The 19,678-nt window shown below is 62.4% G+C and carries 25 protein-coding genes; 10 read left to right on the top strand and 15 right to left on the bottom strand.

The features are described 5' to 3' along the window. From flgG to flgH, 3 genes are read left to right on the top strand one after another with little or no spacing between them, the layout of a single operon-like run. Window positions 1–789 carry a flagellar basal-body rod protein FlgG gene (flgG, locus tag V1288_RS21795; protein ID WP_334359004.1) on the top strand — a complete coding sequence of 263 codons (789 nt, stop codon included), beginning with the start codon at window positions 1–3 and terminating at the stop codon, window positions 787–789. Window positions 790–799: 10 nt separating this feature from the next. Beyond that, entirely contained in the window at window positions 800–1,927 is a 1,128-nt protein-coding gene (flgA, locus tag V1288_RS21790; protein ID WP_334359003.1) for a flagellar basal body P-ring formation chaperone FlgA, read from the top strand. Window positions 1,928–1,932: 5 nt separating this feature from the next. Then, on the top strand, window positions 1,933–2,685 hold the full coding sequence (flgH, locus tag V1288_RS21785; RefSeq protein WP_334359002.1) for a flagellar basal body L-ring protein FlgH: 753 nt from the start codon (window positions 1,933–1,935) through the stop codon (window positions 2,683–2,685). 160 nt (window positions 2,686–2,845) lie between these two features. Here flgH and V1288_RS21780 read toward each other — a convergent pair whose 3' ends face one another. The 3 genes from V1288_RS21780 to V1288_RS21770 are packed head-to-tail and all read right to left on the bottom strand — an operon-like array spanning window position 2,846 to window position 5,801. Further along, window positions 2,846–4,369 (bottom strand): tripartite tricarboxylate transporter permease, encoded by a 1,524-nt coding sequence (locus V1288_RS21780; RefSeq protein ID WP_334359001.1) that lies wholly within the window; start codon window positions 4,367–4,369, stop codon window positions 2,846–2,848. Further along, complete coding sequence (locus tag V1288_RS21775) at window positions 4,369–4,842, bottom strand: tripartite tricarboxylate transporter TctB family protein (protein WP_334359000.1); 474 nt, start codon at window positions 4,840–4,842, stop codon at window positions 4,369–4,371. The genes V1288_RS21780 and V1288_RS21775 overlap by 1 nt, the downstream gene beginning before the upstream one ends. Further along, window positions 4,839–5,801 (bottom strand): Bug family tripartite tricarboxylate transporter substrate binding protein, encoded by a 963-nt coding sequence (locus V1288_RS21770; protein WP_334358999.1) that lies wholly within the window; start codon window positions 5,799–5,801, stop codon window positions 4,839–4,841. The genes V1288_RS21775 and V1288_RS21770 overlap by 4 nt, the downstream gene beginning before the upstream one ends. Before the next feature lie 581 nt (window positions 5,802–6,382). Here V1288_RS21770 and V1288_RS21765 point away from each other — a divergent pair. Together V1288_RS21765 and V1288_RS21760 are read left to right on the top strand one after the other, a co-directional pair. Further along, a complete protein-coding gene (locus V1288_RS21765) occupies window positions 6,383–6,742 on the top strand; it encodes a PRC-barrel domain-containing protein (protein ID WP_334358998.1) in 360 nt (119 codons plus the stop codon). A 1,004-nt stretch (window positions 6,743–7,746) separates the two neighbouring features. Further along, on the top strand, window positions 7,747–8,127 hold the full coding sequence (locus V1288_RS21760) for a ClpXP protease specificity-enhancing factor SspB (RefSeq protein WP_334358997.1): 381 nt from the start codon (window positions 7,747–7,749) through the stop codon (window positions 8,125–8,127). A gap of 4 nt (window positions 8,128–8,131) precedes the next feature. Here V1288_RS21760 and V1288_RS21755 read toward each other — a convergent pair whose 3' ends face one another. The 4 genes from V1288_RS21755 to V1288_RS21740 form a co-directional block, all read right to left on the bottom strand. Further along, entirely contained in the window at window positions 8,132–8,944 is an 813-nt protein-coding gene (locus V1288_RS21755; protein WP_334358996.1) for a hypothetical protein, read from the bottom strand. Window positions 8,945–9,091: 147 nt separating this feature from the next. Further along, window positions 9,092–9,877 (bottom strand): 2-keto-4-pentenoate hydratase, encoded by a 786-nt coding sequence (locus V1288_RS21750; protein WP_334358995.1) that lies wholly within the window; start codon window positions 9,875–9,877, stop codon window positions 9,092–9,094. Between the two features lie 66 nt (window positions 9,878–9,943). Continuing rightward, on the bottom strand, window positions 9,944–10,309 hold the full coding sequence (dksA, locus tag V1288_RS21745; protein ID WP_092509290.1) for an RNA polymerase-binding protein DksA: 366 nt from the start codon (window positions 10,307–10,309) through the stop codon (window positions 9,944–9,946). A gap of 201 nt (window positions 10,310–10,510) precedes the next feature. Continuing rightward, the gene (locus tag V1288_RS21740; protein WP_334358994.1) at window positions 10,511–11,122 is read right to left on the bottom strand and encodes an NAD(P)-dependent oxidoreductase; all 612 of its coding nucleotides are present in this window, start codon (window positions 11,120–11,122) and stop codon (window positions 10,511–10,513) included. A 114-nt stretch (window positions 11,123–11,236) separates the two neighbouring features. Between V1288_RS21740 and V1288_RS21735 the strand changes: the two genes are divergently transcribed. Beyond that, entirely contained in the window at window positions 11,237–11,626 is a 390-nt protein-coding gene (locus tag V1288_RS21735; protein ID WP_334358993.1) for a winged helix-turn-helix transcriptional regulator, read from the top strand. Between the two features lie 3 nt (window positions 11,627–11,629). On the opposite strand, the gene V1288_RS21730 is transcribed toward V1288_RS21735, so the two are convergent. Continuing rightward, window positions 11,630–12,043, bottom strand: a complete 414-nt coding sequence (locus V1288_RS21730) for a flagellar assembly protein FliX (protein ID WP_334358992.1) — start codon at window positions 12,041–12,043, stop codon at window positions 11,630–11,632. 265 nt (window positions 12,044–12,308) lie between these two features. Here V1288_RS21730 and V1288_RS21725 point away from each other — a divergent pair, with 265 nt between their 5' ends. The 4 genes from V1288_RS21725 to V1288_RS21710 all read left to right on the top strand — a co-directional run bounded on the left by V1288_RS21725 (window position 12,309) and on the right by V1288_RS21710 (window position 14,862). Continuing rightward, complete coding sequence (locus V1288_RS21725) at window positions 12,309–13,433, top strand: flagellar basal body P-ring protein FlgI (protein WP_334358991.1); 1,125 nt, start codon at window positions 12,309–12,311, stop codon at window positions 13,431–13,433. Next, window positions 13,433–13,789 carry a flagellar assembly peptidoglycan hydrolase FlgJ gene (gene flgJ / locus V1288_RS21720; RefSeq protein WP_334358990.1) on the top strand — a complete coding sequence of 119 codons (357 nt, stop codon included), beginning with the start codon at window positions 13,433–13,435 and terminating at the stop codon, window positions 13,787–13,789. The genes V1288_RS21725 and flgJ overlap by 1 nt, the downstream gene beginning before the upstream one ends. Window positions 13,790–13,808: 19 nt before the next feature. Continuing rightward, on the top strand, window positions 13,809–14,300 hold the full coding sequence (locus tag V1288_RS21715) for a hypothetical protein (RefSeq protein ID WP_334358989.1): 492 nt from the start codon (window positions 13,809–13,811) through the stop codon (window positions 14,298–14,300). A 196-nt stretch (window positions 14,301–14,496) separates the two neighbouring features. After that, entirely contained in the window at window positions 14,497–14,862 is a 366-nt protein-coding gene (locus V1288_RS21710; RefSeq protein ID WP_334358988.1) for a hypothetical protein, read from the top strand. A 27-nt stretch (window positions 14,863–14,889) separates the two neighbouring features. Here the strand turns inward: V1288_RS21710 and flaF (V1288_RS21705) are convergent, their stop codons facing one another. From flaF (V1288_RS21705) to V1288_RS21675, 7 genes are all read right to left on the bottom strand, one after another. Then, entirely contained in the window at window positions 14,890–15,255 is a 366-nt protein-coding gene (flaF, locus tag V1288_RS21705; RefSeq protein ID WP_334358987.1) for a flagellar biosynthesis regulator FlaF, read from the bottom strand. A gap of 204 nt (window positions 15,256–15,459) precedes the next feature. Further along, on the bottom strand, window positions 15,460–15,825 hold the full coding sequence (locus tag V1288_RS21700; protein WP_334358986.1) for a hypothetical protein: 366 nt from the start codon (window positions 15,823–15,825) through the stop codon (window positions 15,460–15,462). A 33-nt stretch (window positions 15,826–15,858) separates the two neighbouring features. After that, window positions 15,859–16,227 (bottom strand): flagellar biosynthesis regulator FlaF, encoded by a 369-nt coding sequence (gene flaF / locus V1288_RS21695; RefSeq protein WP_334358985.1) that lies wholly within the window; start codon window positions 16,225–16,227, stop codon window positions 15,859–15,861. Between the two features lie 3 nt (window positions 16,228–16,230). Further along, a complete protein-coding gene (gene flbT / locus V1288_RS21690) occupies window positions 16,231–16,608 on the bottom strand; it encodes a flagellar biosynthesis repressor FlbT (protein ID WP_334358984.1) in 378 nt (125 codons plus the stop codon). Window positions 16,609–16,835: 227 nt separating this feature from the next. Then, window positions 16,836–18,095 (bottom strand): flagellin N-terminal helical domain-containing protein, encoded by a 1,260-nt coding sequence (locus V1288_RS21685; protein ID WP_334358983.1) that lies wholly within the window; start codon window positions 18,093–18,095, stop codon window positions 16,836–16,838. Window positions 18,096–18,376: 281 nt separating this feature from the next. Further along, entirely contained in the window at window positions 18,377–18,952 is a 576-nt protein-coding gene (locus V1288_RS21680) for a flagellin (RefSeq protein ID WP_334358982.1), read from the bottom strand. Further along, window positions 18,912–19,652, bottom strand: coding sequence for a flagellin N-terminal helical domain-containing protein (locus V1288_RS21675; protein WP_334358981.1), 741 nt, complete (start codon window positions 19,650–19,652; stop codon window positions 18,912–18,914). The genes V1288_RS21680 and V1288_RS21675 overlap by 41 nt, the downstream gene beginning before the upstream one ends. Window positions 19,653–19,678 lie beyond the last annotated feature (26 nt).

The following is a 19,678-nucleotide window of genomic DNA, read 5'->3' as shown; positions in this document are numbered from 1 at the left end:
ATGCGCGCCCTCTACACAGCAGCGACCGGCATGGCGGCACAGGAACTCAATGTTCAGGTGATCTCCAACAACATCGCCAACATGCGCACCACCGGCTACAAAAAGCAGCGCGCGGCGTTTCAGGACCTGATCTACGACCATGTGCGCCGCGTCGGCGCGCAGGCTTCCGACCAGGGCACCATCCTGCCGGTCGGCGTCGATGTCGGCGGCGGCGTCAAGACCGTCGGCACGCCGCGCCTGATGAGCCAGGGCACGCTGTCGCCGACCGGCAATGATCTCGACGTCGCCATCCGCGGCGAAGGCTTCTTCAAGATCCAGGTGCCCGACGGCACCTATGCCTATACCCGCGACGGTTCGTTCATGATGGACGCGCAGGGCCGCGTCGTCACCGCGCAGGGCAATCCGGTGCAGCCGACGATCACGATTCCGCAGAATTCCTCGCAGATCACCATCAACGCGCAGGGCCAACTCACTGTGATGCTGCCGGGTTCGACCACGCCGACCCTGGTCGGCCAGATCGGCCTGACGCGTTTCATCAACAAGGCCGGCCTCAACCCGATCGGCGACAATCTGTTCACGGATACCCCAGCCTCCGGCACGCCGCAGGATGGCGTCGCAAACACCGACGGCTTTGGCGACATGCAGCAGGGCAATCTCGAACAGGCCAATGTCGAGGTGGTGACCGAAATCTCCGACCTGATCGCCGCCCAGCGCGCCTACGAGATGAACGCCAAGGTCGTCAGTGCGGCCGACCAGATGCTGCAATCCACCTCCAACATGTTCCGCTAAAGGACTGGTCATGATCGCCCGCGCCCTCCTCCTGGCCACAGCCCTGATCGCCGCATCGAGCGCGGCTGCGGTCGCGCAGACCCGGGAAACCTTCGCCAACCGCAACATGATTGCCGCGCCCGTGCTGCGCGCCAACGTGCAGGTGTCGGGCGATCTGGTGCGGATCGGCGACGTCATCGACAATGCCGGCAGCGCCGGGCAGATCGCGATCTACCGCGCGCCGGATCTGGGCACCACGGGCTCGCTGCCGGTCGCACAGGTACTCAACACCCTTCGCACCCATCATGTGATCGGCGTCGACACCCGCGACCTCAGGGAAATTTCGGTGACGCGCCTGGCCCGCACGCTCGAAGGCAAGGACATCGAGCTGCAGGTCGCGCGCGCGCTGGAGCGCCGCAACGGTCTCGGCGAAGCCGCCAATCTATCGCTGACCTTCGACCGCGATCCCGGCGACGTCAGGCTGGACGCCGGCTTCACCGGCGGCATGCAACCAACCATCGTGCGCTACGACAACCGCAACGGCCGCTTCGACCTCACCTTTGAAATCGCCAACGAGAACGGCGCCCCAGCCAAGCTGCGCTTTACCGGCACGGCGATCGAGACCGTCGAGGCCGCGGTGCTGACGCGCACCATCGAACGCAATGAGATCTTAAAATCATCCGACGTGGTGCTCGAGCGCCGCCCGAAAGCGGAAGTCGGCGTGGATGCCGCCGCGCGCGATCGCACGGTGGGCATGCAGGCCCGCCGCCAGCTCCGCACCGGCCAGGCAATCCGGACCGCCGATCTCGCCAAGCCCGATCTGGTACAGCGCGACCAGAACGTCACGTTGATCTACGAGGCGCCCGGCATCTACCTCACCATGCGCGGCAAGGCGCTGGAGAGCGGCACCGAAGGCGACGTCGTCAACGTCATGAACCTGCAGTCGAAGCGCACGCTGTCCGGCACCGTCATCGGCCGTGGCCAAGTCTCGATTACTCCCGTCTCGATTACTCCCGTCTCGATTACTCCCGTCTCGATCACGCCGGCGGCGTCCCGCTCCCCGCAGACCAGCGATGCCACCTCCTCGCTCGGCACAATACAAGCCGCGCCCGTTGCGGTCGCCACCGTCAGTTCGCCAGTCGCTCCAAAAGCCGAGTAATGTAAATGTCAGTCATACGTCTCAACCGCATCATTCTCACGGGCGCCATGCTGTCGTTGGCCGCCTTGGCCAGCGGTTGTTCCTCGATCGACCGTCTATCGCAGATCGGCGAAAAGCCGAAGCTGACGGAAATCGAAAACCCGACCACGCAGCCCGGCTACAAGCCGGTGCAGATGCCGATGCCAAAGCCGGAGCAGGCTTCCTACAATGCCAACTCGCTATGGCGGAACGGCTCTCGCGCCTTCTTCAAGGATCAGCGCGCGGCGCGGATCGGCGATCTGCTGACGGTGACCGTCAACATCACCGACAAGGCCAACCTGTCCAACGAGACCCAACGCAGCCGGTCCAGCAAGGAAGATTCGGGGATCACCGACTTCATTGGGTCAAGCACGATCACGCAGGCAAACAAGATCCTGCCCGGCAAGATCCTGACCACGGACTCGACGTCGTCGACCGACGGCAAGGGTTCGGTCAACCGCCAGGAAGCATTGCAGACCAACGTCGCCGCCGTGGTGACGCAGGTGCTGCCGAACGGCAATCTTGTGGTCGAAGGCAAGCAGGAGATCCGCGTCAACTTCGAAATCCGCGAACTGATCGTCGCCGGCATCGTCCGCCCCGAAGACATCCAGAGCGACAACACCATCGATTCCTCGAAGATCGCGCAGGCCCGCATCGCCTATGGCGGCCGCGGCCAGATCACCGACGTGCAGCAACCCCGCTACGGCCAGCAGGTGATGGACGTACTGCTGCCGTTCTAGTTTTTCTCCGAGCTCCCACACTGCATCGCGAACCTAGGCGCGATGAAGTGTATCAACGCGGCCTCCGCCAGCTCCCCTGGCGGAGGCCGTGGTCGTTTGTCTGAATGTCTGGAATGGCGACATCGCCGTCGCAATCTCCAAAGAGCGCCATCACCTCGGTTCAAAAATCCGGATCTTCCTCAGCCATCCGATTCTGGTGGCGCCAATGCTGCCATATCGCCAGCCCGACCGAGGTCGCCGCCGCGAGCAGCAGCAAGCCGGAAATCGGTCGCGTCAGGAAGAGCCAGGGATTCGCGTCGGTCATGATCGCGCGCACAAGGTTGATCTCGATCTGGTCGCCGAGAATCAAGCCGAGGATCAGGGGCGCGAGCGGAAAGCCGAGCTTGACCAGCACGTAGCCGACGAAGCCGAACAGCAGCAGCACGTAGACGCTCTGCATCGTGTTGTTGAGTGCATAAGCGCCGACGATGCAGAGCACGAGCACGACCGGCGCCAGCACCGCCATCCGCACCGAGGTCACGCGCAACATCAGCGGCATCAGCGCAACGCAGATCAGCAGCATGCAGGGGTGCGCCAGGATGTAGGCCGCATAGATGCCATAGGCGATGTCGGGGTTTTGCGAGATGAATAGCGGTCCCGACTGAATGCCGTGGATCGTCATCGCGCCGAGCATTACGGCGGTGACAGCGTCACCGGGAATGCCGAATGCCATGATGGTCATCAGCGAGCCGCTGACATTGGCGTTGTTCGAGGCTTCCGAAGCGATGATGCCCTCGGGGTGCCCCCTGCCGAAACGCTCCGGCGTTTTCGAGAATTTCTTGGCCTGGTCATAGGCCATGACGCTCGATGCGCTGCCGCCGATGGCAGGCAGGATTCCGATGATCAGCCCGACGATCGTTGCCCACGCGAGCAGGAAGGGTTGCCTGAAGATTTCCAGGTTCACCTTGAGGTGCGAGAAACGCTCCAGCTTGGTCCCGACCAGCGATTCTACCGCCTGGCCGCGCGGCGAATTCAGCTTTTCCAAATCGGTCATGATCTGCGCGAAAGCGAAAATGCCGATCAGCACGGGGAGGAACGGAAAGCCGCCGCCGATGAATTGCGAGCCGAAGGTAAAGCGCGGCACGCTGCCGATCGGATCGTGTCCGACCACCGTGATCAACAACCCGATGGCGGTCGAGATCAGTCCCTTGAGGAGCGATGATTCCGTGAGACCCGCTACCATCGCCATGGCGAGCACGAACAGCGAGAAGTATTCCCACGGCCCGAATTCCAACGCGATCGCCGCGAGCGGCCCGGTGAGGAACACCAGGAACAAAGCGCCGAGCAGGCCGCCCCAGACCGAAGCCCAGACGCCGAGCCAGATGGCGCGGCCCGGCTCGCCGTTGCGCGCCATTGGAAAGCCGTCGAACGTGGTGGCGATCGAAGCGGGCGAGCCCGGGATACCGAGCAGACAGCAGGTGATGAGGCCGCCGGTCGATCCGCCAACATAGACGCCGGTCATCGCCGCAAGGCCCGCCAGCGGATCCAGCCCGTAGGTGAACGGCAGCACCACGATGACAGTCATGGTGATGGTGACGCCCGGCAGAGAGCCGCCGACCACGCCGATGAACGTGCCTGCAAACAGCGGCAACAAGTATTTCCACTGGGCGATATTGACGAGGCCGTTCCAGAGCAAATCGAGCATCAGAAATCCGTCCACGCACCGCGTGGCAGCAGCACCAGCAGGTATCGTTCGAAGACGAAATAGCTCACCACGGCGGTGCCGAGCGCGATCGTGGCGAGCACAACCCATTGCCGCACCGTTCGCGGCCGGTCCAATGCGGCCTGCAACGCGCCGACGAACAAGGCAGTGGCGACGCGAAATCCCAAAAGCGGCAGCAGCACCACATAGATGCCGACGATCGCGAATGCGATCACGACCAGCCGATAGTTTCGTCGCGGCGCGGCGCCCGCGCCGGCCGATGCGCGGCGCTTCAAGAGGTCTTGCAGGACCAGCAGCGCACTCGCGGCTGCCATCAACGACAGTACAATGGCCGGGTAAAAGCCCGGCCCGACCGGAACGATGGGAAGAGAGGGAAGCTGAAAGGACTTGACCAAGAGGAACAAGCTGACCGCGAGCAGGATCAGCCCGGCAATTCCATCGCGGCCGATACTCATTTCTTGATCAGGCCGAGATCGGTCATGACGACCTTGTTCTCATTGTCGATCTTGGCGAGGAACTGCGCATAGTCATTGGCATTGAGGAACGCCACGCGGGTGCCCTGCACTTTCATCGATTGAGCGAAGCTCGGCTCCTTGGTCGCCCTGGCGCAACCCTCCTCGAGCTTGGCGCGCACCGGCGCCGGCGTCCCTTTGGGGACGAAGATGCCGCGCGCCACTTCGTACACGATGTTCATGCCGAGCTCCCTGAGCGTCGGCACGTCGGGCGCCTCCGGATCGCGCTTCTCGCTCGCGATCGCGATGTAGCGCAGCAGGCCGGCCTCCACCTTGCCCTTCTGCGTCAGGTTGGAATCCGTGAGGTTGACGTGGCCGCCGAGCAGCGCGTTCATCCGCGGGGCCAAGCCGTCATAGGACACGAACTTGAACTTCACGCCGGCCGCCTTCTCGATCATTGCCGGAAAGATATGGCTGGTCGAGCCGAGCGTGGCGCCGACCGTGATCTCGCCCGGCCGCTTCTTGGCGTCGTCGGCGAGCTCCTGCCAGCTCTTCCAGGGCGTTTTGGCGCTCGCGGTCAGCACTGAGGGTGTCGCTGAGACCAGGCAGATCGGCTCGAAGTCGCTGTATTTGACGTCACTGATGCCCGCGTAGAACGTCAGATGGATATAGTCGTGCACCGCGTAGACCGTATAACCATCGGGCGCCGCAGCCTTGGCCTCGCGCGCGCCGGTGGTGCCGGATGCACCGCTGACATTGGCGACGACCACTGGTTGGCCGATGTGCTTCTGAAGTTCAGCGGCGAACGGCCGGAAGATATTGTCGGTATCGCCGCCCGCGGCCCATGGCACGATCATCTTGATGGGGCGGTCGGGATATTGCGCCATCGCCGGCGCCGATAAAACAGCCAGCACCCCGGTCAGCGCGGCAGCGCCGGCCATCGTCACCAACGTCCTTGCCATCCGTCATCTCCCGGTGTCGTCTCGCGGGCCATTCCGGCTCTCTGTCGGGACAATAACAGCCAAGCCCCGCAGGGGAAAGCCCTGCAGGGCTCGCATGCCCGCTACTGCGAGCTGGTGATGGACGTTGCTATTCGCGCGGTCCGATGTCAGTTCGGACGACGCCCCACACGGCTTTTGTCGACGAGCTGCGTGTTGGTCGCGAAATGCACTCGCCCGACCCGCCGGCGAAGTCATCACCCTGAATGCGGTAATCCTTCGCAGAGGCCGCGCTAAGACCGGTGAAGAAGACAAATGCCGATGTCACGAGGGCAAGAAATACCATACGCATGTTTCCCTCCTACGCTAACAGCGCCTTCGTAGGTCCAGGCCCGTTGTGGCCGCATGAGGTACTTCACATCGCGAGGGTCACTGTTAGTTGATGGCATCAGCACTACTGCGGAAGCCGTGGTCGATTTGAAAATCATTGACAGGATGCTGCGCTACTCGGGTGTCGTGGGCGTGCTTCGATGCGCAACTTTTCCCGCCGGAACGTTTCCCCGCCCCTCCTCGTTTTTCATCCATCAACCTCGACGGAGGGAACCATGTCTTTGGAAGCAAACGAAACCGGCAACCTGATCGGCAGCGACAAGGTCGAGGGAACTGCGGTCTATGGCGCCGATCGCAACAAGATCGGCTCGATCGAGCGCGTCATGATCGACAAGAAAAGCGGCAGGGTATCTTACGCCGTGCTCTCTTTCGGCGGCTTTCTCGGCATCGGCGACGACCACTATCCGCTGCCCTGGCAATCGCTGAAATACGATACCTCGCTCGGCGGCTACGTGACCGGCGTGACGGAAGCGCAGCTCAAGGGCGCACCGCATTACCGCAACGACAACACCTGGAACTGGAGCGACCCGACCAGGACCCGCGCCGTCAACGACTATTACGGCGTCGCGATCTGATCGCGGTCACGCCCTGACCTCGGAAGGCCCGCCAAGATGGGCGGGCCTTCTGCGAACGCAGGTATGTTCGTCCGTCAGCACAGAACTATTCCTGTTGCTTTGCGTTGGGGACCTAAAGAGGCAGAGCAATGGGAAAATTCTTCCTGATTATTATCGCCATAAGCGTCGCCGTTCTGTTGGCGATGAGCGCGTATGTCATCAGCCTGTGACGGCGATGCGGTTGCCGACCGCCCGACAAAAAGAAGCGGAATCGGCCACCGTCATTTCCCGATACCGCTTATTAAATCGCGTCGCCCCAAACCATCGCTCCTACAACCTCACCCCGATGAGGAGCGCGCATCGCGCGCGCCAGAGGGACGCAGCCGCCGCCATCGCCGCCGCGAAAGAAGCGAAACCGCGCTTACGCCTCTCCTCGGCGGTGCGCGCAAGCGCGGCGCAGCAGTACCGACAACAGACATGCTGCGATCGTCGCGGACGATGCGGTAGGCCGGGTGTGCAAGTTTGTCGCAGGACGGTAACCCCCTAAGCATCAGTCAGCAGCGCATGCCCGCCCGATCGTTTGGCTAACGAGGCTGCGGGCGACAAGATCGGGTGTCCTGGCAACCGTTACTAGCGCCATGCACGCGAACCCTCTCTTCCAGTCCCGACCGGTTTTTCAATTAACCATTAACTCCCCAGCGACGGTGGCAGACGAATTCGCCGGCCGCGAGAACACGACTCAACCCGTTAAAGCCATTGCAAGGAAGCGCTGGTACCTGTGGTAACCGGCGTGTGCCTGCTCGCAATACACACGGGCGGCGGGTGCGCGGCGAGCCGACGTTCCCTGCGCCCTCTTTCCTTTTTGAGGGAACCCGTTAGCATAACCGCGGGCAAGGGCGAGCCACGGGACGCGAACGCCGACCTCGTTGTGATTCGCCCGTGAAGGCAGGCGATCGAGTATTCCAGAGACAGCAGTGATGGAAACGACAGGTCGCGGCGTACCGGATACCCCGCAAGCGCGGAGCATGGCCATCTCTTATGAAGCGATGCTGCTTCTCCTCCTCGCGATCCTCATCCCGGCCTCGTCTGCGTTCGCCGAGCCGTGCAGCAAGCCGACGGCACGCACCAGGATTGCCGAGACGCTCAAGCTCGCCTCGGAGCAGCGGCCGGTCAATGTCACGTTCCGCACCCACGCCGACGGCGTGAAACTGTCGATCGGCCTCAAGTCGAAGTATCCCGACGATATGACGATCATCCTGCAGAATGACTTCGAGCAGTTGAGCATCAAGGACGACCGCTTCGAGGTCCTGCTGCGTTTCATGGGGAATCGGGAACGCCTTACCGTTCCCTTCAATGCCATCAAGGCATTCTGGGACAAGTCCGATCTGAAGTGCTCTGATAGCTGACGCCTCACTGCGGCGTCGCGCGCCGGATCAGGGCGCAGAGTCCGGTCATCCGCGCGATCGGATGTTCAACGAACAGGCGGCAGGAAGCGAGCGCACCCTTCAGCGTGTCCGGCGGCGTGGCAGGTTTCAGTTGCGACGCGAGAACACCGCCATGGGCATAGCCAAGCGCGCGAGTCGAAAGCGTAAGCGCATTCAGCCGGCCTTGGCGCTGCAGCGGCGCCAGCATGGTTCGCACCAGCGCCAGATAGGCCGGCCAATACGCCAGGTGCCGGTACATGCTCGCGATCAGTTGCGGTTCAGCGTCTTCGCCGAAGGAATTCAATTCGCTGACCAGCGCCGCCACTTCGGGATCGAGCGCGTCCATCGGCGGCAATTCCGGGATCTTGGCGCCGGACGGTTTTGGCGCGGTATCGGCGGCCGTCACCGTATTGGCCGGGCGCGGCTCGTAATGCGCCAGCAGCGCCGAGAGCACGACGAGTGCGAGCGCGTTGGTATATTGATAGCTGTCGAGCACGTCACGAATGAGCCCGCGTTCGGCCTCGTCCACGCCTGCGGCAAGCAAGGTGTCGGTGGAGAAGCCGGGCCAGTCCGGCAGCGCGATCGTTTGCCTGACGGCTTCGGCATGCAATGGGCCGTCGCCGAGATAGAGCGGACGGACGGTGGACCACGTCCATTCCAACGCGCCCGGCATGGTCGCGAGGTTGCGCCAGATCAGGTTGACCACGCTGGTGCCGAGAATTTTTCGAATGTCGGCATAGATGTCGGCGATTTCACCCCTGGCGTCAGATTCGAGAACCGACGGAACGCTCTCAGCCATCGTACCCACTCGTCCATGAGGGTGGGCAAGGGCGCGCCTTGCGCTGTGCCCATCATCTCTCAAAATCATTGTGCTGAATAGTGGGGCACGCTTCCGCCTTCGCTTGTTGAGGTCGGCGGACAAGTCGCTTTGCCCACCATGCGAAATCTACGCGAACTTCGCTTCCACGGTCCCCAGCCCGTCGAGCTCCATCTTCACGCGGTCGCCAGCATTGAGCCACACGGTCTTCACCAGACTTCCGGTCAGCACGATCTGGCCCGCATGCAGTCCCTTGCCTTCGTCGGCGAGATGATTGGCGAGCCAGGCCAGCGCGTTGTGGGGATGGCCGAGCACGTCGGCGCCGGTGCCGCGGCCGGCTTCCTCGCCGTTGATGAGGGCGCGGCCCGCGACCTTCAGCAAATCCGGCGCCCTGGTGCGCGCCACGGCCTTGCCGAGCACGCAGCCGGCGGCGAAGAAATCATCGGCAACAAGCGTCGGCGCGCCCATCGTCTCCCATTTGACGTAACGGTCGTCGACGATCTCGATCGCGGGGTGATAGGCCTCGATCGCCTCCATCATCCATTCCGCGGTGAACGGGGCCTCCGACGGCGCAAGATTGCGCGCGAGCCGCACCGCGATCTCGCATTCGACGCCGACACGGACATAGTCGCCGTAGCGCAGCTTGGCGCCGCTGTCGTGAACGCCCTTGGCAAACACGCCGCCGGCGCAGGGATGGGGGATGTCGAGATATTGCTGCATCACCGCGCTGGTGCAGCCGATCTTGTAACCGACCAGGCTGCCGGTCTGCGGCAGCAGCAGGTCGTGGACGGCGCGCTGAATGCCATAGCCGGCCGCCTCATCACCGGGCACGAGCTCAACGGGAAGCGAGGCCAGCGGCGTGCGGTTGCGGCGGGCAGTAGCGATGATCTGTGCGGCCGCAAGAATGTTGTCCATCAGCGGCGGCTTTCTCGTTTGCAACCTGCAACGCTGACCGGACGCGGTCAGACATCAGGCGTTGCCCTACTCGTCGCGATAAACCTTCTCGCGCTTCTCGTGACGTTCCTGCGCTTCCACCGACAGCGTTGCAATCGGGCGGGCCTCCAGCCGCTTGAGCGAGATCGGCTCGCCGGTCTCCTCGCAATAGCCGTAGGTGTTGTCCTCGATGCGTTGCAGCGCGGCGTCGATCTTGGAGATCAATTTGCGCTGGCGATCGCGGGCGCGCAGTTCGATGGCGCGGTCGGTTTCAGAAGAGGCGCGATCAGCCAGATCGGGATGATTGACGTTCTCTTCCTGAAGGGTCTGCAGGGTGATCTTTGATTCCCTCAGGATCTCATCCTTCCACGCCAGCAGCTTGGCGCGAAAATAATCGCGCTGGCGGTCGTTCATGAAAGGCTCTTTTTCGGAGGGTCGATAATTCTTCAACTTTTCCAAGGCCAGCCCATCTTTACGTACAAGGCGGGGCGGAAAATTGTCCGTCCGCGCCGGCCTTATATAGCGGCGGGTTGTGACAGACAATATCGTCCGTCCCCGTGGGAGTACCGCCCCCAAGGCCTTGCACAGGCAAAGCTATCGGGACGGTCCGCTGCCTTAATATCCGACCGTAAAACGCTGGCGGATATGGGCCGGGCGTTCGATCTCGTCGGCGAGTGCGACTGCGAAATCCTCGAAGGAAATCGAGCTTTTGCCGTCGGTGGCGGTCAAAAGCTGCTCAGTCCCGAGACGGAACTTGCCGGTTCGCTCGCCGGCCACAAACAAGGCCGAGGGCGACAGGAAGGTCCAGTTGAGTTCCTTTTCGGCCCGGAGCAGGTCGAGGAAGGCGGCGCCCTTCTCGGCTTCCGCCTTGTATGCCACGGGAAAGCCCGGGGTCGTCACCAGCCGGACCCCCGGAGCCACTTCGAGGCTGCCGGCGCCGCCGACGACGAGGTAGCGGCCGACCTTCGATTCTTTGGCGGCACCGATCAGCTTGGCCGGATCGCTGGCAAGAAAATGAACCGAGCTGATTGCGGCGTCGTGGCCGGCCAGCAGCCGGGCAAGGCCGGCCTGGTCCATCACGTCGCCTTTGGCCGGCGTGACGTTGGCCTCGCCAGCGATCTTTTCGGGATGGCGGGCGATGGCGGTCACGGCATGGCCGCGGCGGGCGAGCTCAGCGGTGATGCGCGAACCGGCATTGCCGGACGCGCCGATGACGGCGATTTTCATGGAAGTCTCCCTTGCGATACGCGAATGTGGTATCCAATAGTGACTAGATAGCCATATGGATGTAAGTGTGAAGAGAGCACTTTTGGGTCACCTGATTACGCCGGAGTAACCGCCGTGAAAGCCGCCAATTCGAAAACCCCGAACGCCTATTCGGCCGATTGCCCGACACGCCAGATCCTCGATCGCGTCGGCGACAAATGGGCGGTGTTAATTCTACTTCTCGTGCGCGACGAGCCGATGCGTTTCAATGCGTTACGGCGGACGATTGAAGGCATCTCGCAGAAAATGCTCAGCCAGGTTCTCAAGTCGCTCGAACGCGACGGACTGATCCGGCGACGCGCGATCGCGACCGTGCCTGTCACGGTGGAGTATTCGATCACGCCGCTCGGCGCGACACTCGCCGGTGCGGTCGATCCGTTGCGGGAGTGGGCGGAGAACAATCTGAAGGAGGTATTGAACGCGCAGCGCCGTTACGACGCGGCGCGCAAGGACATAGCGGCGTAAATCTTAGAACTGTCCGGCCTTTGCGAGCTCAACTTCAACACGCAGCTCGATCTCGGACAGCACGGCATCGAGGCCGGGATCGCCTGAGGAGGATTTTAGATTGGCCGCGGCGTCGCGCAGCCGGTGCACCGTCGAAGCATCGAGATTGCCGGAGAGCAGTCCGATCTTGAGTTCGTCGAGCACGTCGAGCGCGCCCCTGCCCCGCGCCACCGAACGCTTGCGGCGCTCGGTCGGATCTTCGACGCCCTGCAGGGCGAGCAGCGCATCGATGTTGCCGGCTGCCTTCGGTGCCGCGGCCGAGCGCGGCTCTTCGGGCGTTGTCGGCGTTTCCGGCAGCGAGAAGCCGGTCGAACTGGTTCGCCGCGTGTGGCTCGCGGGCGATCCAAGCGTGGTGCCGTTCGGTCCGTAGATGCGCATCGGGATGGTCTCGCCGTGAGAGTAGCGAGACCTTCGCCTTCTTATGGTTAATGACGCGTAAACAGCTCGGCAAAATCTGCCGACGCGCGGCAGTTTCGCCCATCATGGTGAAGCCGCGCCGGCATCGCACCTCCGCGAACATTCAGCAATATCAAGGCATTGCATCAGACGCGCGACATGGCACGGCGCTCGCATAGTTAATGGCGGACCGCCGCCATGGGAGTGGCATCAGCGGTCCAGTGGAAGATCTCGAGGGGAGCACAGGATGCCCGGCGTCCGTTCGGCAAGACTGATTTGGGTGGCCTGCGCCGCGCTGGTGGCGCTGGTGCTATCGCCCTCGGCCGCGGGCGCGACGTCGCGGATCAAGGATCTCGCCAATATCGAAGGCGTGCGGCAGAACCAGCTGATCGGCTACGGCCTCGTGGTCGGCCTCAACGGCACCGGCGACACCCTGAACAACATCCCCTTCACCAAGCAATCGCTGCAGGCGATGCTGGAGCGCATGGGCGTCAACATCCGCGGCGCCACCATCCGCACCGGCAACGTCGCCGCCGTCATGGTCACCGGCAACCTGCCGGCGTTCGGCACCCAGGGCACGCGGATGGACGTCACCGTGTCCGCGCTCGGCGACGCCAAGAATCTGCAGGGCGGCACCCTGCTCGTCACCCCCCTGCTCGGCGCCGACGGCAACGTCTACGCGGTCGCCCAGGGCTCGCTTGCGATCTCCGGCTTCCAGGCCGAAGGCGAAGCCGCCAAGATCACCCGCGGCGTGCCGACCGTCGGCCGCATCGCCAACGGGGCCATCATCGAGCGCGAGATCGAATTCGCGCTCAATCGCCTGCCCAATGTCCGGCTGGCGCTGCGCAACGCCGACTTCACCACCGCCAAGCGCATTGCGGCGGCCGTCAACGATTTCCTCGGCGTCAAGACCGCCGAGCCGATCGATCCCTCCACGGTACAGCTCGCGATCCCCGCCGAATTCAAGGGCAACGTCGTCGCCTTCCTGACCGAGATCGAACAATTGCAGGTCGATCCCGACCTGGCCGCGAAGATCGTCATCGACGAACGTTCCGGCATCATCGTGATGGGCCGCGACGTCCGCGTCGCCACCGTGGCGGTAGCGCAAGGCAATCTCACCGTGACGATTACGGAAAGCCCGCAAGTGAGCCAGCCCAATCCGCTGTCGCGCGGCCGCACTGTGGTGACGCCGCGGACCGGGGTCAGCGTCAGCGAAGACGGCAAGAAATTCGCGGTCGTGAAAGACGGCGTCTCGCTGCAGCAGCTCGTCGACGGCCTCAACGGCCTCGGCATCGGCCCGCGTGACCTGATCGGCATCCTGCAGGCGATCAAGGCCGCCGGCGCGATCCAGGCCGACATCGAGGTGATGTGATGGACACGAGCCTTATCAATGGCATAGGTGCATACTCGAAGAAAAAGACTTCGCTGATCAACGGCCGCAACGATCCGCAACTCGCCGACGCGCTCAAGAAGATCTCGCCCGAGGCGCAGAAGAAGACGCGCGCCAAGGCCCAGGAGTTCGAGGCGATGTTCCTCAACTCGATGTTTTCGCAGATGACCACCGGCGTCAAAGGCGAAGGACCGTTCGGCGACACGACCGGCACCGGCGTCTGGCGCTCGATGCTGACGGACGAATACTCGAAATCGTTCGCCAAATCCGGCGGCATCGGCATTTCCAACGACGTCTTCCGCTCCTTGATCCTGCAGCAAGCCAACCGCGCCGGCTGATCCAAAAGGAAACCCCGACATGAATCAGCGTCCTCAGGCCAGTCCCGCACCCGCACCGGCAAGAGCGATCTCCACGCCGGCCGAGGCGCGCAAGCTCGCCGAAGAGCTGATGGACGTGATGAGCGCCCTGCTCGGCATCATCGAGCGCGAAACCGAGTTGGTTCGCGCCGGCAAGATTCCGGAAGCGATGCGGCTGGAAGAGCAGAAAGGCGAGCTGTCGCGCCGCTACATGGTCGCGGTCGAGAACCTGAAGAACGCGCAAAAATATCTGGCGCAGGTATCGCCTGAATTGTTGACCACGCTCCGACGTCATCACGACACCTTCCGCGCGATGCTGCAGATCAATCTCACCGTTCTTGCGACCGCGCACGCGGTATCCGAAGGCATCGTGCGCGGCGTCAACACCGAGATCCAGCGCAAGAACATTCCGAGCACCTATACAGCTTCGGGACAGCGCGCCGCGCCGGGACCGCGCAACATCACGCCGCTCACGGTCAGCCGTTCGCTGTAAACCTCTAAGCGCGCTTGATCTCGTCGCCAAGCCGCTCACATCCGGGGGCATGCGGTCGCTAAATTTTTCACTAAATTGCCGCACCAGCGTCAGCGCGGGGTTTAGCGTATTCCCTAACATCCCATTGAGAGGTGTGGAGCTATATTGCGATCGATGAGGGGTTGGGATTTGACTCGAGGGAAGCCAGGAGGCTGCCATGAGTACGGATTTCAGCATCAAACCGGTAGGGGCCCCGGTTGCAACGCCGATCACACCGCCCGTGAGCGAAGCGGTGCATAAGGCGGTCACGACAGATCTGCCGGTGGCGCAAAGCGTCACGGCGGCGGATGCGAGCGCACGTGCGCGTTCGGAGTCAGATGCGGTCAATGCTTCCAGATCGCGCCAGGTGGTTTTCGATCGCGCAGCCGCCTCGATCGTCTACCAGGTCGTCGATACCAGGACCAGCGCAGTGGTGCAGCAGTTTCCCGATGAAGCGGTGCTGCGCCGTCGCGCCTATTTCCACGCCCTCGACCTGACCAAGGGCGCGCCGACGCGCGCTCTTGCCACCGATCGCAAGGCTTGACGCGCGAACCGTCAAGCCGCGAAACCGTCAAGCCTTGCCTGACAAGCCCGCGGCGAGGTTGCAATTGATGTCGATCAGCGACTTCAGTTTCGCCGGATCCGGATTCATCTGCATATCGATGGTCTGCTTCATCACGAACACGCCGATATTGGCGATGTTCTGACGGATTTCCAGCGGCTGCGGATTGTCGTTGGTCTCCACCGCGCTCATGAAGATCGACCACAGCCGACGATTGAAGAGCAGCGCATTGTGCATGTTCTTGTCGGGGCCCGCCCAATTGGCCTGGACATCCAGAAGCTGTCTCGCAGCCTTCAGCAGCGCCTGCGCCTCGATTTCACGGGGGGATGCCGTTGTATGTGACGTACGCGAGTAGGCTTGGGCTGCATTGGACATTCACGACCTCGATGGGAGCGGTTCGCGCTGGGGGGACTTCAAAACTGCCCAACTTTCATACAGTCCGTGCCTTTAAATGTGGTTAGGAACGGTTACCAAATGTGACGGACTCGCGGCATTTTCACCGGCGACCGCGCCGATCGTCGATGAGCTGCATCGTTGACGGTCGTGACGTCGATTGCGGCGAAGCGAGGTTCAGGACAATCAGACCCGATCGACCGGCGCCGAGTTCAGGGTCGACTGCCCGGTGGCGGGATTGGTGACCACGGTCTTGATCGTGCCGTGGCCCTCCTTCGACAGCAGGAATTTGGAGTCGCCCATCTTGAAGGCGTTGTCCTTGATCAGGATGTCCTGGTATTTGATCGGACCGTTGCCGCTCTGATATCTCACCTTCCCGCGAAATCCCTCCACGTTGGACACCGAGAAGGAAAACTTCTCGCCCGTCGAATAGGTCCCCTTCCAGGTCCCTTCCCACTGCGTGGCATCGACGGGGACATACTTCGTATGCGACGGAGGCGTCGGGGGTTTGGACGTGTAGCCGGCTGCAAGAGTGCTGAAGATATCACCCATAGCTGAACCTTCCTGCTTGATGCCCGTTGCTGTTCAGGCGCGGCCGCTGAGGCCGGCCGCGAGATTGCGGTTGATCTCGATCAGCGGCTTGATGTGCTCGACCTGCGGGCTGATCTGCAGCGCCATGGTCTGGCTCAGAACGAAGATACCGAGGTTGGCGATGTTCTGTCGCACTGCCAACGGTTGCTGATTTTCGTCGCGCAAGACGTCGCTGAGAAAGATGGCCCATAGCTTGCGGTTGAACATCAGCGCTTCGGAGATCTGTTCGCTCGTCGCGTTTTCGTTGCCGACAATGGCCTGCAACTTGTTCGCCGCCTTCAGCAGGGCCTGGGCTTCGATATCACGGGGGGAGGAGGTAGTGGTCGCAACACGCGCGTAGGCATTGGCGGCAGCACTAGACATTCGTCACCTCAGCAACTCCTCTTCCAGTTTGATAAGCTTGCGGATTTCCTTTAACGAATTGTAGAGCTGGCCGCTTAAAATTAGCTTACTTGCGTCCTCGATCTGCGGCCTGAAGCTCGGCACCGCCTCCAGCAAATCCTTGACGAAGCCCATATAAAGCTCCTGGTACTTCGGGATGTCCTTTTCCAGGTACATCATCTGCGCGCAGAGATAGAGCCGCTTCACCGGAGAATTGGCTGTCTCCGCCGTCAGGATGTCCTTCTCGCGCAGGATCGGCGCTGCGCCATCGATCAAAAAGTGGGCTCGCGTCTCCGAATTGGTGATGACGCTTTCACCGATGATGATCCGCTCGAACGGCTTCAATTCAACCTTCAGCGCCATCGCCTTATCCCTTGCAAACCGCCGCAGCGCGGCGCGCGTGTCCGGAAACAGTTACACGAATCACCATGAACAATACCCGAACATTCGAATGCAAAACTGCATCAAAAAAAAGGCTTTTGCTTCATCAACGGAGCGAGTTTTGGGCGTCGTCCGTCGGCTCCATCGTGGCTTAAGGAAAAGCGGCGGGGCCCTGCCCCGCCGTTTGATGGCTCGAAACGTTTCTCCGCTTACTGCAGGAGCTTGAGCACGCTCTGCTGCGACTGGTTGGCGAGCGCGAGCGCGGAGACCGCGATCGACTGGCGGGTCGACAGCGCCTGGCTGTTGGCCGCCTCCTCGTTGGAGTCGGCCAGGGTCAGGTTGGCCGAACCGGTCTGCAGCACGTTGATGATGTTTTTCGCGAAATCCTGGCGGATCTGCACGATCGAGAGGTTGGCGCCGAACGCCGAGGCCTGCGAGCGCAGCGTGCTGCTGGCGTTGTTGAGCGCCGTCAGCACCTTGCCGGTCAACACGTTGTCGATGAAGTCGGTGCCGGCGGCGAGCTTTGCGAGACCAAGGCCATTCGGGTCGAAGCTGACGCCTGCAATCGTCAGCGTCGACTTGCCGGTTTCGTTGAAGATCAGCTTCAGCGAGTTGCCGTCCAAAAGGTTGATGCCGTTGAACGATGCATCCTGCGCCGTGGTCTTGATCTGGTCAATGACCTGATTGTACTGGCTGACCAGGGTGGCGCGCGCGGTTTGCGAAACTGCGTCGGGAATCGCTGCAACGACTGCACCGCCGGCACCGCCACCGAACGCGTTGGCGCTGATGTTGATCGCGTCGAGCGTCACCGGCGCAGTTGCAGCCGCGGTGCCGGTGATCGTCTGGCCTGCACCGTCGTTGGTCGACGTGAAGGTCAGATCGTCCGGGCCGGTGATTGAAGCCGACAGGTTGACTCCCGCCACTGCGAGCGCCGTGTTGAGCTGGTCGAGAGTCTTGACAGTCGCCGTCTTGGTCGTGGGATTGAAGGCCGACGCAGCCGTGCCGACGGTGATTGTCACAGCGGTGCCCGCCGAATTGGTGAACGTGTAAACACCACCGTTGAGCTTGCTGGTCGTGAGGTCGGCGGCAGTCGCCGGACCTGCGGGGGCGACCCCGGTGCCCGTGCCGGTGAATGCAATGCTGGACTTGGTGCTGTAGCCCGTCGGCTGCTGCAGCGCTTGGTTGGCGATCGACTTGGCGGTATCGACCAACTTCTGCAGCGAGGTGATGCCGGTGTTGGCGGCCTGCAGCACCTGGACGCCGTTGCCGATGCTGTCGAGCAGATTGCTGATGTCGCCGGCGCGGGCGTCGAGGCCGGCCGCGGTGAAGTAATTGGTCGGGTTGTCGAGCGCGCTGTTGACCTTCTTTCCGGTGGCGAGGCGGGTCTGCGTGGTCGAGAGCAGATCGGCGGTGCCCTGCAGCGAGAGCAGGTTCTGGCGGACTGCCGCCGTCAGGACGATATCGGACATATTCAACGCCTTCCTCAAGTGTGCGTCGCCAGCGCCTTCTCCCGCGCCGACGGGCTACATGACTTCACCTGAGAAGGTTATGAACAAAAGCCTTTAAAATGTGGTTAACCGCACCTTAGCAAGCATGGTTAAAATACTCTGATACGCCGTTCGCGCCCGTTTCAGGCGCTGTTTCTAGCGATCTGCTCCTCTTGTCGCGACGGCGGCTGCCGGACCCCGGACACAAAAAAACGGCGGGGCCGAAGCCCCGCCGCCGTGATGGATCGAGTAGTTCGCCGAAATCAGCGCAGGAGCTGCAGAACGCTCTGGTTCGACTGGTTGGCGAGCGCGAGCGCGGAGACCGCGATCGACTGGCGGGTCGACAGCGCCTGGCTGTTGGCCGCTTCCTCGTTGGAGTCGGCCAGGGTCAGGTTGGACGACCCGGTCTGCAGCACGTTGATCAGGTTCTTCGAGAAGTCCTGACGGATCTGCACGATCGAGAGGTTGGCACCGAAGGCCGAAGCCTGCGAGCGCAGCGTGGTGCTGGCGGTGTTGAGTGCCGTCAGCACCTTGTTGGTGGCGGCGTTGTCGATGAAGTCAGTGCCCACGGTGGCCGAGCCCAGGCCGAGACCATTCGGATTGAAGGTCACGCCCGTGATCGTCGAGGTCGACTTGCCGGTTTCGTTGAACACCAGCTTCAGCGTGTCGCCATTCAGCAGGTTGACGCCGTTGAAGGACGCGTCCTGCGCCGTCGTCGTGATCTGCTGGATGATCTGGTTATACTGAGCAACGAGACTTGCACGGGTGTTCTGCGAGTTGACGTCGACGACCGCCGCGCTAACCGCCGCGGTGGTGCCAACCGTGCCGGAAATATCCACCGAGGTCGACGAACCAGCGGGCGGCGCAGCGTAGGACCCCGGTCTTGGTGATCGTCTGCGAAGCCGCATCGTTGGTGGATGTGAAGGTAATCGCACCTGCAGAGTCGAGGCTTGCGGTCAGCTGAATGCCAGCCGTCGCAAGCTTCGTATTGATCGAGTCGATCGAGTTGACATTGGTGGCACCGGCCACATTGCTGATGTTCAGTGTGGTCGCACCGGTCGCTGTCGTGAAGACCAGCGTCTTGCCCTGCAGCGAGTTCGTGCCGCCGTTGGTCAGATCGGTCGTTGTACCTGCGTCGTCGAGCACACCGGCGCCGGTCGGCCCGTCCGTTTTGAGGCTGGCTTTGGTGCTGTAGCCCGAGGTAGTCTGCAGCGCCTGATTGGCGATCGACTTCGCGGTATCAACCAGCTTTGACAGCGAGGTGATGCCGGTGTTGGCAGCCTGCAGAACCTGCACGCCGTTGCCGATGCTGTCGAGCAGGTTGCCGATGTCGCTGGCGCGGGCGTCGAGGCCGGCGGCGGTGAAGAAGTTGGTCGGGTTGTCGAGCGCGCTGTTGACCTTCTTGCCGGTGGCAAGGCGGGTCTGCGTGGTCGAGAGCAGATCGGCGGTGCCCTGCAGCGAGAGCAGGTTCTGGCGAACCGAAGCCGAGAGGGTGATGTTGGAGAGAGACATGGAAACAACCTTTCTGGTGTTACGCAACAGCCCGGCCTTCTTGGCCGAACCCG

Source organism: Bradyrhizobium sp. AZCC 2176 (genome assembly GCF_036924645.1).
In the GTDB taxonomy this organism is placed as follows: Bacteria; Pseudomonadota; Alphaproteobacteria; order Rhizobiales; family Xanthobacteraceae; genus Bradyrhizobium.
This window is presented reverse-complemented; position numbering and strand designations above follow the sequence as displayed.